This is a genomic window from Bacillus sp. CR71 (assembly GCF_003429245.1).
Lineage (GTDB): Bacteria > Bacillota > Bacilli > Bacillales > Bacillaceae_G > Bacillus_A > Bacillus_A thuringiensis_S.
In genome coordinates this window covers 992238-1007152 of the sequence record NZ_CP031748.1, presented here as the reverse complement: position 1 = coordinate 1007152, position 14915 = coordinate 992238, and the positions used below count along the sequence as shown (strand labels likewise).

Sequence of the window (14915 nt, the reverse complement as noted above, 5' to 3'; positions counted from 1 at the left end):
GATTACATTAAAAAAGCATCCAAATTATTTTAATTGGATGCTTTTTTATGTATATTTATCAGTTCATTAACCCTATCGCTATATATAACAAACTTAAAATTACTATTCATTATCATACTTACGCTTTCCGTAGCATTCTAGAGAAGAATGTGACGATTAAAATAAAGACGATTGCGCCTAATAAAGCTGGAAGAATAAAGATGCCTCCCCATTCAGGACCCCAGTGACCAAATAATGCACTACCAACCCAAGATCCGATTAATCCAGCAATTACATTACCAACTATACCTAAAGGAAAGTCTTTCCCTGTAATCATTCCAGCTAACGCACCAATAAGTCCACCTACAATACATGTAATAATAAGTCCCACAATTAAACCTCCTATATTATTTTTATATTGGATTCATCAAGCTTTGGTATGTAACCAAAGCTTGATGAAAATGTATTATTCTTTATTATCCAACTCATCGCTTATCTTTTGTTTCACTTTTCCGACTTTTTCTTTTATAGTTCCCTTCGTCTTCTCCCACTTCCCTTCAGTTTTCAACTCTCTATCTTCTGTAACTTCACCAATTCCTTCTTTTATTTGTCCTTTTTTCTTTTCAACTTTACCCGTAATTTGTTCTTTTAGCCCGCTCTCACTCATATTTCCCATCTCCTTTTCGTAATAGATTTATAGATGTAAAGGATACAAATTTAAATAGAATACATGCATCTTCTTTCTTGTAACCATTCACCGACTCTTTCTAAATCCTTAACGAATAACAAGATTTTCCCTTCATCCAGCTTTTCTTCATAAAAGTTCGCTTCTTCCTCATTAAGCCCTAACTCCTGCATCTTATTTCTTAACTGATCTCCTGTTTTTTGAAAGACGTTAATAATGCTTGTCCCAAGTCCCTCCTCTTTTATCCCAATTGTATTCACGTCTGCATTGTCTGCAATTCTATCTGTCCTATCTTTCTCATGTGTTAATACGTAAATATCTTTTTGTTCTATTCCTTTCTTCACTAGATCATTCGCTGCATTCATGACCTCTTTCTCCGTAATAAATTCATATACAAAAGGTTTACTATACTTCGTTTCCATCTTTAACTTCCTCCTTTAAAATGAATTATTTGTTATATTATATGTAGTACACCTATTTTCGAAATGTTAAACATAAAATTCAAAAAAAGTTATGTGAATTTTGATTTTAATAGAAAATAAACAACATCATTTACCACTTTAAAACATCTTCTACTTACAATAACCTCCTAAATTAACGGAAAATTGTTATAATTGAACGTAAGGAGGGATAATATGAAAAAAATCATATCTATATGCGCTCTAACCGCTCTATCTTTCACTTTAATAGGTTGTACAAGTACCTCGGTTACAGATAAAGCTTCACAAGTTAAGCAAGAACATACACAAAATACCTTTCAATTAAACTCCGCAAATATTACCGACATTGAAATACTGAAAACAACAAATCATACTACGTCCAAATCTCAAACAGATAATGAAGAAATGATAAAATCTATCGTTTCAGCAGTTCAAAATGGAACACCTAAAACTATCACTTTAGATCAAAAAAAGAAACAATCTGTGCATTCTACTATAACCGTTACATATAAAGATGACGAAAAAGAAGAGTTTCTTGTTTGGGTTGATAATAAGGAACAAATTACAATTGCCAAAGATGAGAAGAAAGATAAGGTAGAAAGTGTGATAGTGAATATTAAAGATACTAAAATGATGAAGGATTTCTTTTAAAATTCTAGTTAACATTAAAAAAAGAGTAGGATTACATCCTACTCTTTTGTTTAATCATACCCAATAAATAGACTTTTATAAGATCTATTTAAGGTCTAATTTTGCTAAATCATGTTGTAAAACATTATTTCCTTCTTGTGGGTTAAATACGATTGCACTAAGACCAAAAACATTCGTAACAACATCTCTATCTTTCGGACGAATGATTCTTACTTCATAAGCAAAAAGTGCTGGAGGAAGAGCTGCTGAACGAAAAGTAACATATCGATTAGGTGGCAATGTTTGCGTTGAAGGATCTATTAATGGTAACAATACCGGAGAACCAGATGACCAATCAAACATTTCAACAGTTACTCTACGAGTATCGTCGGGATCAACATTCATAGCATCCACAGTAAGAAATAACGTAGCGGAATGTCTACGTAATATACCCGTTGATAAAGTTTCATTATGATGTTCACAGCATTTTTTTGGAGGGTGACCATAGCCATAACTCATACCAATTCCCCCCTTTCATTTACAATTAAGGACAAGTATTCCTTATAATATATAATGCTAGTATTCTTTTATTGAAAGGTATAAAAGCGGATTTCTATCTATATTTTTGGATATTTTGTTTTTTATTTATTCGCTCTTAAAGAATAAAGTGAAACTTTAAATCAGCCCTCGCCAATAGAGGTCTTACTCCCCGACAAATAGCGGGATAAATCTATTTTGAAAAGGACCTGCTCCATTCATTCGTAAAAGCATAAAGTAAATGGAATCCGTTAAAACACATGAGTGACCCCTTGGTTTTCCCTTCCTATTAAAAGGAGGAACTGTTATGGGCTTTGGTGGTAGTTGTGGTGGCTGTGGCTTCGCTGGAGGATTTGCTTTGTTAGTTGTATTGTTTATTTTATTAATCATCGTTGGAGCTGCTTGCTTCTGCTAAAAAACTATCGGAAAAGACACCTTTATATGAGTGTCTTTTCTTCATAAAAAATACGCAATGTGCAGTTTAAGTGTAAGATGTAGTATTACATCCCCCTCCAAAATGAACTTCGATACTATAAATTTCGTTTAGGTGCAATCTTAAAATTTTAGTTTAATAGCAATATGGTGAAACTCTATTCCATATAATATTGCTATTGCAGAAAAGTAAAACAAGCTGGACAACCTAGATTTCAAACTGTAAGATTAGATGTTGGTGAAATTGGGCGGCAAAGCATATATAGAAAATAGGTGTTAATTTTGAAAATCAATAAAAAATTCGAACCAATAATTTTTAATATCTTTATGATTTTAGGTATATCTAGTATTATCTCTTTCGTCATGGTTTCAATGAATGTTGGATATACAGCTTTATTTCTCAAATCATGGATGAAAACATGGGGAATTGCTTTCGTACTTGCATTTTTAGCTTCTAAATTATTACCCTTTGTAGTTAAAAAGATAATGAAAATCTTCACTTTTGTTGAGAATGATGCTTAAGAATAAAGTGATGTACTACTCCGGTTCATTCCAATTAAAAGAGTTTATTATCACAAATACTTAACCTAGTAAAATGTTTCAAATCGGAGGAAGACACCTTACAGGTTGTCTTTTCTTTATAAGTAAAAAAAGCCCACCTATTTCCGTAGGCGGGCTTTATCTTTATTACACAATACGAAAGTATACTCTCTTTTTCACTGAAATTTTATGTAATTTTACATATTCATGAACATACATGTCTTGATGGACTTTATCTATATACTCATGGCAGTAATCCATTGAAAATGTATCTTCTTGAAAGCAAAACTCTCTTTTAGAAAAAAAAGACACCCTAAAGTTCATTCCTCCGACTTGAACCTCTTTAATTTTAATAATATGTATTGGACTCTTATCTAAAAAATAATCTAATGTATTCCAATAAGAGAAAGATAATGATAAAATAAAAGTGCAACAAGATGTTGCTTAGTTTTTAAATTTTATGGGAATAACACAAAAGCTAGGTTTGGTCGCCAAGTTTTTTCATTCCTATCGGTCATGAAATACCCCGGTTGGTCGCTGGGGTATTTCTTTTTTATTAACGTATATATAGGTCTATTATGGACAAAATAAAATATAATCTTAGTAGAAGATAGAACACTGACATCTTTGCCGCTTCTAAATCACTTTGGTCTTGTGCGAAGAAAGTATGGTCAGTACTTTCAGCTCAGTGTTCGATCTACTTTAGTTTTTGAGTTGAGTGTTGCTAATCATAGCAGCACTTTTTTACATTCCAATTTGTTCTTTGATGAATTGAATTATATGTTTTACAAACTGGCTTTGCGTGAAGAAGTAATGAATATTTCTCAGTACTGTCGTCCACGATGCTAGATTACTTACGAAAGACTGGGATTCTGTCTTTTTGGTCGCCTTTTTTTTACGTTTTTTCATTCCTGTCCCTCCCTTCATAAGGGAAGGGCAAAGATGGCACATTTTATATTTTAAAGAGTTATATAGAAGAGGACAAGCTATTCATTAGCAAAATAAAGAAAAGACACCCTAAGGTGCCTTCCTCCGACTTGAACCACTTTAATTTTAATAATATGTATTAGACTCCTATCCAACTATTATTTTACTATGTTAAGTTATTTTTTTTATTGAGAAATACAATAATTTATTTATGTTGGTCGTCTGTATGGTCCATGCAGCGATTAACAAGAGGACAATAGCAGTGATGACACCTAAAAGTCATTGCTTGAGCCAATGGCTAGAAACATAAGCATTACTGTGTATTTATGAAATCTCATTATAAGCAACCTCCTAGTGGAACTACACATTGGTAGAAAAATATATATACTTCTACTTGATAAGTTCTTATTTTAATCATATATAAAAGGAAATGAAACCGGCTATAACAATCAATGGAAGGATTACTGCGAGTTTATTTTTTAGAGGGACACGCTTGTCTGGGACGCCGGGGATGGATAACAAAAGCTAGTAAAACAATTACCCCAATAATACCTAAAAGTGTATGAATGATGATCATCCTCCTAAGTAATATTATTATTAAAATTATATCACATTCAAATGTTTATAAAGTAAATATTTTACAATATAACCCAGATGTTGCATTTTTAAATTCAAAAAATCCCCTCAAAGCATCAGCTTTAAGAGACCCCATCCTATCATCTTCTCTCTTCATACAATCGATTTGCTTTATACGAGCAAACGAAATACATACATGTCACAACGGGGATAAATGTCAAAAAAAGTCCTCTCATTAATGCAAATGGCGTTTCAAATAACAATGACCATAGAAATGATACACCTTGCTTATCCCATAATCCTGGCGTCAAGTATAGTTCTTTCGGATTTACAAAGGCTCCTAAATTCATTGTATTACTATACATAAATAAAAATAATATCGGCAAATAACAGATCGCTAATTCTAAAAATGTTTTAGATAGACGCTTATACTTCCCTGCTCGTGACATTGGATCTGAAAAAATGTCATCTTCACTTTCTTCATCTACCTTTTTAAAATATTGCGTACCTGACCACCTATTACCAGCTATATGCTCCCAGCCACTATCTTCAAATAATGTGCAGTAATTAATAAAATCACTTTTTCTACTAAATACTCTATGGTCTATTTTAATCGTCGCATCTTCCGGTTCTGTATATCTAAATGTATAACCAAATGTATTGCTTTCTAGTTGATAGCCTTTCCAAGCCATCTCCTCTAACCATTTTTCCTCTTTCTCAAAGTCTAAAAAGAATTTCAATCTCCACATCATCGTTTCCCCCTAACTATACGTGTAATAAACTTTTTGTAACCGCAATAATGTGCTGCATTCTCATAAAGTCTAAATGCAATACTTCTTTCCCTCGTTCCGTAATGACATACACTTTTCTGCGTTTATCTTCACTTTTTACCGATTCTATTAATCCTTGTTTTAATAAATTTTCAATCGCACCATACAGTGTACCCGCTGCAATTTTCACTTGATGATTACTAAGTTCCTCTACCTTTTGCATAATTAAATAACCATGGGCTGGTTCTAATAAAGCTAAAAGTACGTAATACGTTGTTTCCGTTAATGGTAAATTTTTATCTCTATTCATAAAGACCTCCAATGTAACGATAACTATATAGCCAAACTATATAGTTCGACTGTATATGTCAAATGTAGGAATAACTTTATAATCCATAAAAAAAACGCTACCTTTTTAAAAGATAGCGTTTTTGTATTACCCTTGCTTATTCTTCGCCTTCATTTGCTCTTCATAAACAAACTTCGTGGTCATAAAGTCGTTAGAAAAATCTTTCAATGCATTCTTCATTACATTTAATTCTTCTTGTGATTTAATTTCAATACTGTTTAAGAAATCAAATGCTTTTGATTGTTCCTCCGCAACAAAGTTTTGTGTCATATAGTCATCTTGGAAGTCTTGCTTCGCCTTTTCCTTTACTTTATTCATTGCCTCTGTTTTGTTTATGCTTTTCATAGGGTTTTCGAATGATCCAGTAGGTTGTTCCGGTTTTGGCTCTTCTTTCTTTTCCGGCTGTTGCGCTGGTGCTGGTTGTTGTGGCTCTTGCTTTGGTTGTTCTTGTTGAACCGGCTGCTGAGCTACTTGTTGCTCTTTTTTCGCTAACTCATCTTTTAACTTCTTCACTTGCTCATCAAGAGATTTTTTTTCAGTTTCTAACACACTCATATCACTTTTCAACTTTTGCGTTTCTTCAAAATGTTCATCTACTAATTTATTATATTCTTTCTCAGAGTACATTTTTTCACTGGTTGATGTCGTTTTCTCTTTCATAACAACTACATTAATAATTATAAATAAGGCTACAATTCCTATTAACGCAGCGGAAATCTTCTTTTTGTTCATGATTAATCCTCCAAAATGTAAAATTTAAAAAATTATCATAACAGACCAATTCGCTTTCAACTGTCATATTTTGTCGAATCAATATAATAAAAAAAAGCATCTGAAACAGATGCTTTTTCTCATTCTTAATACGTAAACGTAATCGTCACTAAAGAATACCCTTCTTTCGCATTGTAAGGCTCCGCTTTATAAGAAACTCGGTTTGCCCCTTGCGGATAATCGATTTCGCCAATTACCTTTTTCACATCTTGCAGTGCACCATTCATTGATTGCTTGTACAGCACTTCAATTTTCTCTGGTTTTGCACTATAACGCTGCTGCATTTTATTTTTTAATTCGGTATAGTTATTTGCAATATATTCATTTCCTAAATAGTTTAACTTTGTATCTTTTAATATTTGCTGATATGCAGGCGTTTTCTTACTACCTGCCGCAATTTTATTTGTCAGTGTACTATAATAGTTTGTTGTAGCTTGCGGGTAATCTCCGCGGTTCCATTCATGATTTCTTGTTATTTGCTCATCTGATAAGTTAAAATACGAATACGTTACGCGGCCCTGCTCATCTGGCACCGGATCATCGAATGTTGTATCAAGGTGATACCATTTGTTTTCGATTTTCACTAAATTCCAAGCATGAGGTTGTCCGTCCCCAGTTCCTGTCACGAAATGATTTTCAATTCCTGCTTCTTTTAACAATTGATAAGTTAATAGTGCGTAACCTTGGCAAACCGCAGAACGATTTACAAGTGCTTCATATGCTGTGTAAGCTTTATAAGACGTATCATAAGAAACATGTTTTACTACGTAATCATGAATCGCCTTCACTTTTTCGTGATCATCCATTCCAACTTGAGTAATAGAAGAAACGATTGCTTTCGCTTGTTTCATGACATATTCCGTCTGTTCTTTCGTTTCACGATATGTAATCTTAAGCGTAAATGTATAATTTCCAGGTGATCCAGAAAGTCCATATGAAACATTCGATCTATTATTATTTGTATACTCATTTTTACTTGCAACTTCTTTATATGCGTTAAAAAGTGTATTCATCACTTCGTTTGTATTATTGTTTTTCGTTTTATATGGAAGTGTAATATTTGTCTCGTATGTATTAATACGCTTTTGTACTTCCCCTTTAAACGCTGTTAATAATGCCGCATCTCCTGTATCTTTCACATCAGCATTTTTATACTTCAAAGTTTTATATAAAAACTGCGCATACTGTTCACGTGTTACTGTGCCATACGGTTCAAAATTCCCGTTCCCTGTGCCATCTGCGATTCCATTTGACTGCACCGCACTAATTGCGTTTTCTGCCCAAAATGGATTTGGAACATCCTTAAAGGTATGTTTTTGTTTTGCCGCAAGATGGAAAGCATTTGTAAGAATTTGTGCCATTTCCGCACGACTCACAGAAGCTTTCGGTCTAAATTGACCATTTTCATCACCTTTAAAAACTCCTAAATTCGTTAAAGTTAATACCTCTTCTGGGAACATTGTAGAACTTTGATTAATATCACCGTAAGGATTTTTAAACGTAGATCCATCCTTTAATACGTAACGAGTTCCATCATTACTAAACGAACCGCCTTGTTTATTCGGTACTAACACTCGATAAATTAAAGCCGCAACTTGCTCCCTTGTCGCAACATCTCCAAAACCAAATATCCCATTTCCATAACCGGAAATAATATTTTTACTCGCTAAATCTTTAATCGCAGGATATGACCAATGTGATGTCGGCACATCAGAAAAAACACCCACTTCAGCAGCTTTTACATCGCTACCATTTGTATATAACAACGCACCACCAATAAGTGATAATGATGTAATTGATTTTAATAGTTTTGTATACATAATGTCTTCTCCCAATACATTCTCTATTTTTGTTGGTTTATGTCGAAAAATCTAAAAATATGACAAAATATATTATACAATTAAAAGTTTTTGATGGATATATTGAATTTTAAAATATGCAAAAATTCATATTGTTATAAGGATTCATAGTAATATTATGTTATTTTACTTGCGAATATATAAATAAAAAAACGCTCATTTGAGCGTTTCATCTATATACCTAATAATTACTTTTTCTTCACTTAGAACTCTTCTTCGGTAATAATCCTTTGATATAACAACTCTTTATACTTCAATATTTCATCAGCCCGATGGCCCTCCATGCGTATATTGTATAACACTTGTTGTATTAACCTTTGATTGGTCTGTTGAAACATTTCATCCATTTAGAAATAGTTCTATTAAATTTTTCACCACTAGCCATAAAAATATCTTATAATCTTTATATAATAAATTATTGTATTAGGAGTAGATAAAATGCCAGTTACACTCGAACTTATTCTTTTCATTCTTATAGCAATTAGTGCTGTTGGCTATTTAATAAAAGAATTTCAAAAAACTAGGAAACGAACACTTGGAATTTCACTAGAATTTTTAATTCTTTTCTGGTCAATATGGAGAATATCAACTATCATAATCTAATTTATAAAACATGAATTCCTTTGAATAAAACTCAATATTATGTCCATAATGTTGATAGGCTGTATGCCAGAATCCATTTAGTCTTCTCTGTATCTCCTTGTATTAAGCAGTTAGCCTTTGCTAGCTGCTTAATACAAGGAAATATTTTTTATTTAAATTAACTATTTTGTTCACTTTTTTGATACATTTACGAAACATTCATATGTTACGTTATATAAGTCCTTTTTTAAATCATATTCATTCTAGAAAAAAGTCCTAGTCCCCCTAGGGCTTTTTTCATTCAAATAAAGAGTTTTATTGTTTCTCAATAACCGCAACTATTTAATGTGGTAAAATAATAATTGGATTGGCATCCAATACCATATTACGATGGATCAAATCGCAAGAAGGCACCTTAGGGTGTCTTTTTTATAGAAAATCAGTTTAAAAACTAAAAATAAAAGAACCTCAATAAATGAGGTTCAAAAAATCTACTATTTTAAATTACCTTCGTAAAAAGCAACTCCATTTTGAACATGTTTTAAATACCACGTAATCGTCCCGCCACAAACATTTTCATTAAAACTATTAGCATATACTCCATTTGAGTAATAAAGAGTTCTTTTGAACTTACCGTTAGAATACTCATAAGGAATTGAGCATGTTGCTTGTTTCGGAGAGCTCACAGCTTTTTGCGTATCAGCTGAAGCTGCCCCAATTCCTCCTGTTAATGCAATACCTGTTGCCAATAGCCCTACTACTAATTTCTTGAACATAATAAATCCCCCTTTAATAGTTTTTATAACTTACAACTTAAATGTATCACTTTTGTAATTTATGTAAATATCTTGAATATGTAGAAATATTTATTTAATTATTGGTAATATTAGGATTTTATTTTATCAAATGGAAAATAGAGGGGTTAGGAAGGTTTGTAAAAATCCATACTAAATAAACTAAATATCAAGATATACCATTAATGGGCTGATCCAAAATTTTTTCTGATTGGAAAACTATAGTCTCATATATCAATTGCGAGGATACCTTAAGGTATCTTTTTTGTACATATAAAAGTCTCAGCATCTTATTCCTTTAAAACAATAATTGCAACTATATTAATTTTACATTACATTAAGGTTAGGGAATATTCTTATATTAATAAAGTGAAAGTGCTAAATAGTAGGTGGAAGAATGGAATTTAACGATTTGGGTATTACCATTAAAGAACTTAGAATCAAAAAAAATATATCACAATCCGAATTATGTCATGGAATATGTTCACAAAGTCAAATTAGCAAGATTGAAAAAGGTATGATTTATCCATCTAGTATATTGCTATATCAATTATCAGAAAGACTTGGTATTGATCCAAATAATATATTTGCACTAACTCAAAATAAAAGATTAAAATATGTAGAAAATGTAAAATACGTAATAAAAGATTGCTTAAAGCAAAAACAATATAAAGAACTTTATGAAATAGTGAAAAAAGAGAAAAACTTAAATAATTTTCAAACAAAAGAAGAGAAACAATTTCTAATATGGCATGAAGCAATTGCTATATTTATAGTGGATAAATCATTAAAAAATGCTTTAGATTTTTTAAATAATGCATTAAAACTGACTTTAACTAATTCTGATTTTTTATCAGAAAGAGAAATAGATATTATGCAAACAATGGCTATATTTTATGCGGAAAATAAAGAATATGAAAAAAGTATTAATATATTAAAAAGATGTTTAAGTAATTTTAATAAGTTAGATTTTCCTAGAGATAAAGAAATTAAGTTGAAAATCATGTTAAATTTAGCAAAATCTTTGGACTTCACATATCAACATGAAGAGGCAATAAAATACATTGATAAGGGCATCAAATTAGCAATTAATCTAAATACGTTATACCTATTAGGTGAACTCTTCTATTTAAAAGGTCAGTTTTTATTAAAAATTAAACAACATAATGTAGAAGATGTTATTTATAACTGGAAAAAAGCATTATTTATATTTGAACTAACAGAAAAAGAATATTATACAAAAATGCTACCAGATGAACTTATTGAATTACAAAATAAAAAACACTCATAATTTCGTAAAAACTACTTACAAATCCCACAGAAAAAATCCCTATAGCTTTTAAACTTAGAACGATAATATTAAAATAATTTAAGTCGGCAGAATGCTCCTTTTGGTATCTTTTCTTTATTTTTACAAGTACCTACTCAATTAATTCTTAAAAACATAATAGGAAACATTGTTTTATTTATCCCATTTTCATTCATGCTATATAAAATTCTTTAAAAAATCCACCTCAAACATATTTATATGCATAGGAGTATGTTTGAGGTGGAACTCCTTCAAATACTAGTTCCTTTTATAAGTCGTTTTTTTGATGTAGCTGATATTATTCTCAATACAATAGAATTAATTATTGGAACATATTTAGCAATATATATCAAAAAACAATATTAAGAAAACCCCTCCACCTTAAGGTAGAAGGGATCTTTTAATTTCTATTTCAAACTACTCGCAATCTCCGTAAAGATAACCCCAAGTGCGTCAACAAGCGTTTTTTCACCAACTACCGCTCGATAGATTGTATGCCTTGTAGTGCTGCTTGCTACATTTCAGCGAACTCTTTCACTGTTAGCTCACGTTTTTCGCCTGCTGCATTTACGGGCAGCCCGTTAATACGGAATAAATGTTAAATCAACTCCTATTTAACATTTCAATTCAGATATACGACCGTAAAGAATGCATCATCACGGTGTCAGCAAGCAAAAGTGTATTCTGCATTTCTGAAAACAGTAGATGGCAGATTATGCCCTACTGAATCTGCTAAGAAAGAATATACAAGAACATCCTTAACATCATCTTTATTTCCACTAATGATGACATCAAGGAAATCTTCTATTTGGAATTCTGGAGTAAACAACACAATCTTAGTTGTTCTGTTTGGTTCTAAAGAAACAAAAGTACGAGAGATTTCAACTAATTCATTTTGAGTTGGGAAAAAAGTGTTTCGGCTTCTCTTAACAGTTACCGTTACATTACTAGTATGGCAGCGTGAATCATTGTTTAACATAATGTTGAGAGCAGTTGGAATAATCCCATTTTCAGAAACTGGAACTCGAAACACCCCAGTAGATTTATGAGCCATATAATCACATCCTTTCAAAATAAAATATATTTACAATATATTAGATGCAAAAAACGTTCATTTTGATATGGACAAATTATATGATTAATATATCTATAATAACCCTCGGTATTACTAAGCTAATGTTTTAAAAGATTAACAAATATCGCGAGAACCAATCGAATGTATATTAAAATTAAAAAGAATAAGATGTCTAACCCACCCCTATTTTGTGCCAATAATGAGACATTATGTTAATCTTATATGTATAGCTGCACAAAATTGAGAAACTTAAGGAGACAGATAAATTTTATGAGAAAATTATCTATATTACTTACTTTCATTCTAGTATTAGTCAGTGTTACGGCTGCTTGCACACAAGATAAAACAGATAGTGCCGTTGAAAATGCTCCAATAGAAGAACCAAGCGCAAAAAATGTAAATGAAGAATTAATAAACTTTGAAGAAAAGGAAGATATGAGCCGCTTGGAACAAGGTATTTTATTAGTTGGCGAGAGTGTTAAGGGAGGCTATTACTTGGCCGCTGTTCAAAGTGCATATTTAAATGCTAGCAACGATTCCGTCATGGTTAATGTCTCTGTAAAAAATGTACGAGGTCAAACGATTGGACTATCAGAATTAAAATATAACTTAAAAGATGAAAAAGACGGAAAGATCTATAAAGGAAAGGTGCTTGATCAAAACCCTTCTGATATACAAGTTAAACCAAATGAAACGGTAGAATTGAAAATAGCTTTTGAAGCACCAGGTACCGTAGATGAATATATGTTTTATATTGAAAGCTCTTTAGACCCTCTACAAACATACTGGAAAATTGATAAGCTGCAATCACAAAAAAACTAAGTCTAAAATACAATTTGATTGAAGAAATCTCTCAAATAAGCAAAAAGTACCGGAAAATTTGATATAGATACAAATGAATAATATATAAAGTGAAACTTTAATCAGTGGGGCGTTTACGGGCAGGTGATCCTCCACCTAACTTCTTTGCTTCCGCTGAATTTTGAGGTGTGGGTCTTACTGCCCGTTAATGCGGGATAAACATAAAACCATCGATTTAATGAATCGTTGGTTTTTTTCAAAAAATGCTCCATTAAAAATTAAGAGACAAAAAAGAACTAATCCCTAGAAGAGATTAGCTCAATACATCAAAAGCTATTATAGTACATAGTTTTATGAGCAAACGTTATATAATGTTGTATGGGATACATAACCTGTCATCCTTTTATATGTAACTTTTAACCACTGTTTAGAATTACTGTAATGACCTTGAACATATTCACCGGTTACCCATGTTCCAGTAATTTTCGTACCATCATTAAATGTATGTAAGACAGGTGATCCAACAGTGTAACCACTGCGCATCTTTGCACCATATACACCTACCGTACCTCCCTTTGCACAAGCTGCTACTACTGTTTCATTTTCAGTAGCATTCGTAGCCGCGAAAGCAGAGCCGTTAAATGTAAACAAAGTAAACATAAAAGCTGTTAGTACTGTACAAATAGATAAACGACGTAACAAAATAAATTCCCCCTTTTTTTATAATATATTTCTTCATAAATGATCACCTTGAATATTCTAACTATTTTCAATATATTAATGTTGAGAAATATTAGTTGTAGTTTTGAAATAAGATTTTATCAAAAATAGTAACAAACTCATATTTTACAGAGAGAGCACCGAAAGAAGTCTTCTACATATCAACTATATAAAAATCCCTCCACCTTAAGGCAGAGGGACTTGCTAATTCCTATTTCAAACTACCCGCAATCTCCGTAAAGATAACTCCAAGCGTTTTATCACCAACTATCGCTCCTCTACCGAAAGATCTTTCACCGATAGATTGTATGCCTTGCAGTGCTACTTGCAGTATTTCAGTGAACTCTTTCACTGTTAGCTCACGTTTTTCGCTTACTACAAGATAATCAAATGAATAGAATGCTTTTCATTAAAAATCCCCTTATATTCTACAAACTATAGTTAATAATAAACTTATTTAAATTACAGCCGTTATACGGATTAAGGATTTTTAACATACCAAAAGGTACAGGAAATCAATTGAAATATGTCAAAAACTTGCCTAAATTGTGACACAAGGTACAATTTTATACTTTTGATGACGTGAACCCTATTTACTTTATATCGTTATTTCTATATATTCTAATAGAGCTCTTATAAGTCGTATCAAAATAATAACATCCAAATTTGGTTTGTATTTTTTATGAGGAGGAAAAAAATGAAAAACAAAAAAAGATTTGCATTAGGAAGTAGTGTATTCGTGGCATGTCTACTAGCAGGAAGTCTTGTAGCTTCAGCTAGCTCATATTCTTCAAGTTTAGATATAAGCTCAAACTCAACGGTAACCGGAGCAAAAAGAAGTTTTTCTGCAGGAACTCATAATATAAAAATGACACCAACTAGTTATAAAGAAGGTGGAAATCATACTAGTGTAAGCACTAGTGTTCGCACTGGTGGTTCATGGTCACATACTACACACGCTAGCGGCATAGTAAATCTAACTGGATATTACACTAATAATAAAAATTTAGGATATGTAAAAAGCGGCAAATACTTCTACCACTTTAGTACATCCGATAGAGAAGGATTGACAGCTGATCCTGTAGTAATGTCTTCAAGATAAAATAAACCAAAAACCAAGTATTTGTGTTTTAAATACA

Annotated in this window: 19 protein-coding genes; 6 read left to right on the top strand and 13 right to left on the bottom strand. The window is 31.8% G+C overall.

All coding sequences use genetic code 11. The features are described 5' to 3' along the window. Positions 1–118 precede the first annotated feature (118 nt). The 3 genes from DOS87_RS05210 to DOS87_RS05200 all read right to left on the bottom strand — a co-directional run bounded on the left by DOS87_RS05210 (position 119) and on the right by DOS87_RS05200 (position 1086). Positions 119–370: a GlsB/YeaQ/YmgE family stress response membrane protein gene (locus tag DOS87_RS05210; RefSeq protein WP_000522902.1), complete on the bottom strand. Its 252-nt coding sequence runs from the start codon at positions 368–370 to the stop codon at positions 119–121. A gap of 75 nt (positions 371–445) precedes the next feature. Further along, on the bottom strand, positions 446–646 hold the full coding sequence (locus DOS87_RS05205; RefSeq protein ID WP_000004260.1) for a CsbD family protein: 201 nt from the start codon (positions 644–646) through the stop codon (positions 446–448). Positions 647–696: 50 nt separating this feature from the next. Then, entirely contained in the window at positions 697–1086 is a 390-nt protein-coding gene (locus tag DOS87_RS05200; RefSeq protein WP_000448818.1) for a YflT domain-containing protein, read from the bottom strand. Between the two features lie 213 nt (positions 1087–1299). Between DOS87_RS05200 and DOS87_RS05195 the strand changes: the two genes are divergently transcribed. Further along, the gene (locus DOS87_RS05195; RefSeq protein ID WP_000720866.1) at positions 1300–1755 is read left to right on the top strand and encodes a hypothetical protein; all 456 of its coding nucleotides are present in this window, start codon (positions 1300–1302) and stop codon (positions 1753–1755) included. Between the two features lie 84 nt (positions 1756–1839). Here DOS87_RS05195 and DOS87_RS05190 read toward each other — a convergent pair whose 3' ends face one another. Further along, positions 1840–2253: a hypothetical protein gene (locus DOS87_RS05190; RefSeq protein WP_000120208.1), complete on the bottom strand. Its 414-nt coding sequence runs from the start codon at positions 2251–2253 to the stop codon at positions 1840–1842. A 325-nt stretch (positions 2254–2578) separates the two neighbouring features. Between DOS87_RS05190 and DOS87_RS05185 the strand changes: the two genes are divergently transcribed. Both DOS87_RS05185 and DOS87_RS05180 read left to right on the top strand, forming a co-directional pair. Next, positions 2579–2686, top strand: coding sequence for a YjcZ family sporulation protein (locus DOS87_RS05185; protein WP_000505670.1), 108 nt, complete (start codon positions 2579–2581; stop codon positions 2684–2686). A gap of 299 nt (positions 2687–2985) precedes the next feature. Then, complete coding sequence (locus DOS87_RS05180) at positions 2986–3225, top strand: DUF2798 domain-containing protein (protein WP_000700210.1); 240 nt, start codon at positions 2986–2988, stop codon at positions 3223–3225. Between the two features lie 762 nt (positions 3226–3987). Here DOS87_RS05180 and DOS87_RS05175 read toward each other — a convergent pair. The 6 genes from DOS87_RS05175 to DOS87_RS05150 all read right to left on the bottom strand — a co-directional run bounded on the left by DOS87_RS05175 (position 3988) and on the right by DOS87_RS05150 (position 9853). Beyond that, entirely contained in the window at positions 3988–4152 is a 165-nt protein-coding gene (locus DOS87_RS05175; RefSeq protein ID WP_000746319.1) for a hypothetical protein, read from the bottom strand. 734 nt (positions 4153–4886) lie between these two features. Next, positions 4887–5498 (bottom strand): DUF2812 domain-containing protein, encoded by a 612-nt coding sequence (locus DOS87_RS05170; RefSeq protein WP_002162900.1) that lies wholly within the window; start codon positions 5496–5498, stop codon positions 4887–4889. 13 nt (positions 5499–5511) lie between these two features. Then, positions 5512–5826 (bottom strand): PadR family transcriptional regulator, encoded by a 315-nt coding sequence (locus tag DOS87_RS05165; protein ID WP_098578403.1) that lies wholly within the window; start codon positions 5824–5826, stop codon positions 5512–5514. A gap of 126 nt (positions 5827–5952) precedes the next feature. Further along, positions 5953–6597 carry a hypothetical protein gene (locus tag DOS87_RS05160; RefSeq protein ID WP_098578402.1) on the bottom strand — a complete coding sequence of 215 codons (645 nt, stop codon included), beginning with the start codon at positions 6595–6597 and terminating at the stop codon, positions 5953–5955. A 125-nt stretch (positions 6598–6722) separates the two neighbouring features. Then, a complete protein-coding gene (locus DOS87_RS05155) occupies positions 6723–8456 on the bottom strand; it encodes an S-layer homology domain-containing protein (protein WP_098578401.1) in 1734 nt (577 codons plus the stop codon). A gap of 1115 nt (positions 8457–9571) precedes the next feature. Further along, entirely contained in the window at positions 9572–9853 is a 282-nt protein-coding gene (locus tag DOS87_RS05150) for an LCI fold-containing protein (protein WP_000473837.1), read from the bottom strand. Between the two features lie 415 nt (positions 9854–10268). On the opposite strand from DOS87_RS05150, the gene DOS87_RS05145 reads away from it, so the two are divergent. After that, the gene (locus DOS87_RS05145) at positions 10269–11162 is read left to right on the top strand and encodes a helix-turn-helix domain-containing protein (RefSeq protein ID WP_000395471.1); all 894 of its coding nucleotides are present in this window, start codon (positions 10269–10271) and stop codon (positions 11160–11162) included. A gap of 682 nt (positions 11163–11844) precedes the next feature. Here the strand turns inward: DOS87_RS05145 and DOS87_RS05140 are convergent. Continuing rightward, entirely contained in the window at positions 11845–12234 is a 390-nt protein-coding gene (locus tag DOS87_RS05140) for a hypothetical protein (protein WP_000940658.1), read from the bottom strand. A 291-nt stretch (positions 12235–12525) separates the two neighbouring features. Between DOS87_RS05140 and DOS87_RS05135 the strand changes: the two genes are divergently transcribed. Further along, complete coding sequence (locus DOS87_RS05135; protein ID WP_001228900.1) at positions 12526–13077, top strand: hypothetical protein; 552 nt, start codon at positions 12526–12528, stop codon at positions 13075–13077. Between the two features lie 330 nt (positions 13078–13407). Here the strand turns inward: DOS87_RS05135 and DOS87_RS05130 are convergent, their stop codons facing one another. Together DOS87_RS05130 and DOS87_RS05125 are read right to left on the bottom strand one after the other, a co-directional pair. Beyond that, complete coding sequence (locus tag DOS87_RS05130; protein ID WP_000946196.1) at positions 13408–13758, bottom strand: SH3 domain-containing protein; 351 nt, start codon at positions 13756–13758, stop codon at positions 13408–13410. A 229-nt stretch (positions 13759–13987) separates the two neighbouring features. Further along, on the bottom strand, positions 13988–14128 hold the full coding sequence (locus DOS87_RS05125; protein ID WP_000657807.1) for a hypothetical protein: 141 nt from the start codon (positions 14126–14128) through the stop codon (positions 13988–13990). 345 nt (positions 14129–14473) lie between these two features. Here DOS87_RS05125 and DOS87_RS05120 point away from each other — a divergent pair, with 345 nt between their 5' ends. Then, entirely contained in the window at positions 14474–14878 is a 405-nt protein-coding gene (locus DOS87_RS05120; protein WP_000791393.1) for a hypothetical protein, read from the top strand. The last annotated feature ends 37 nt before the right edge of the window (positions 14879–14915 follow it).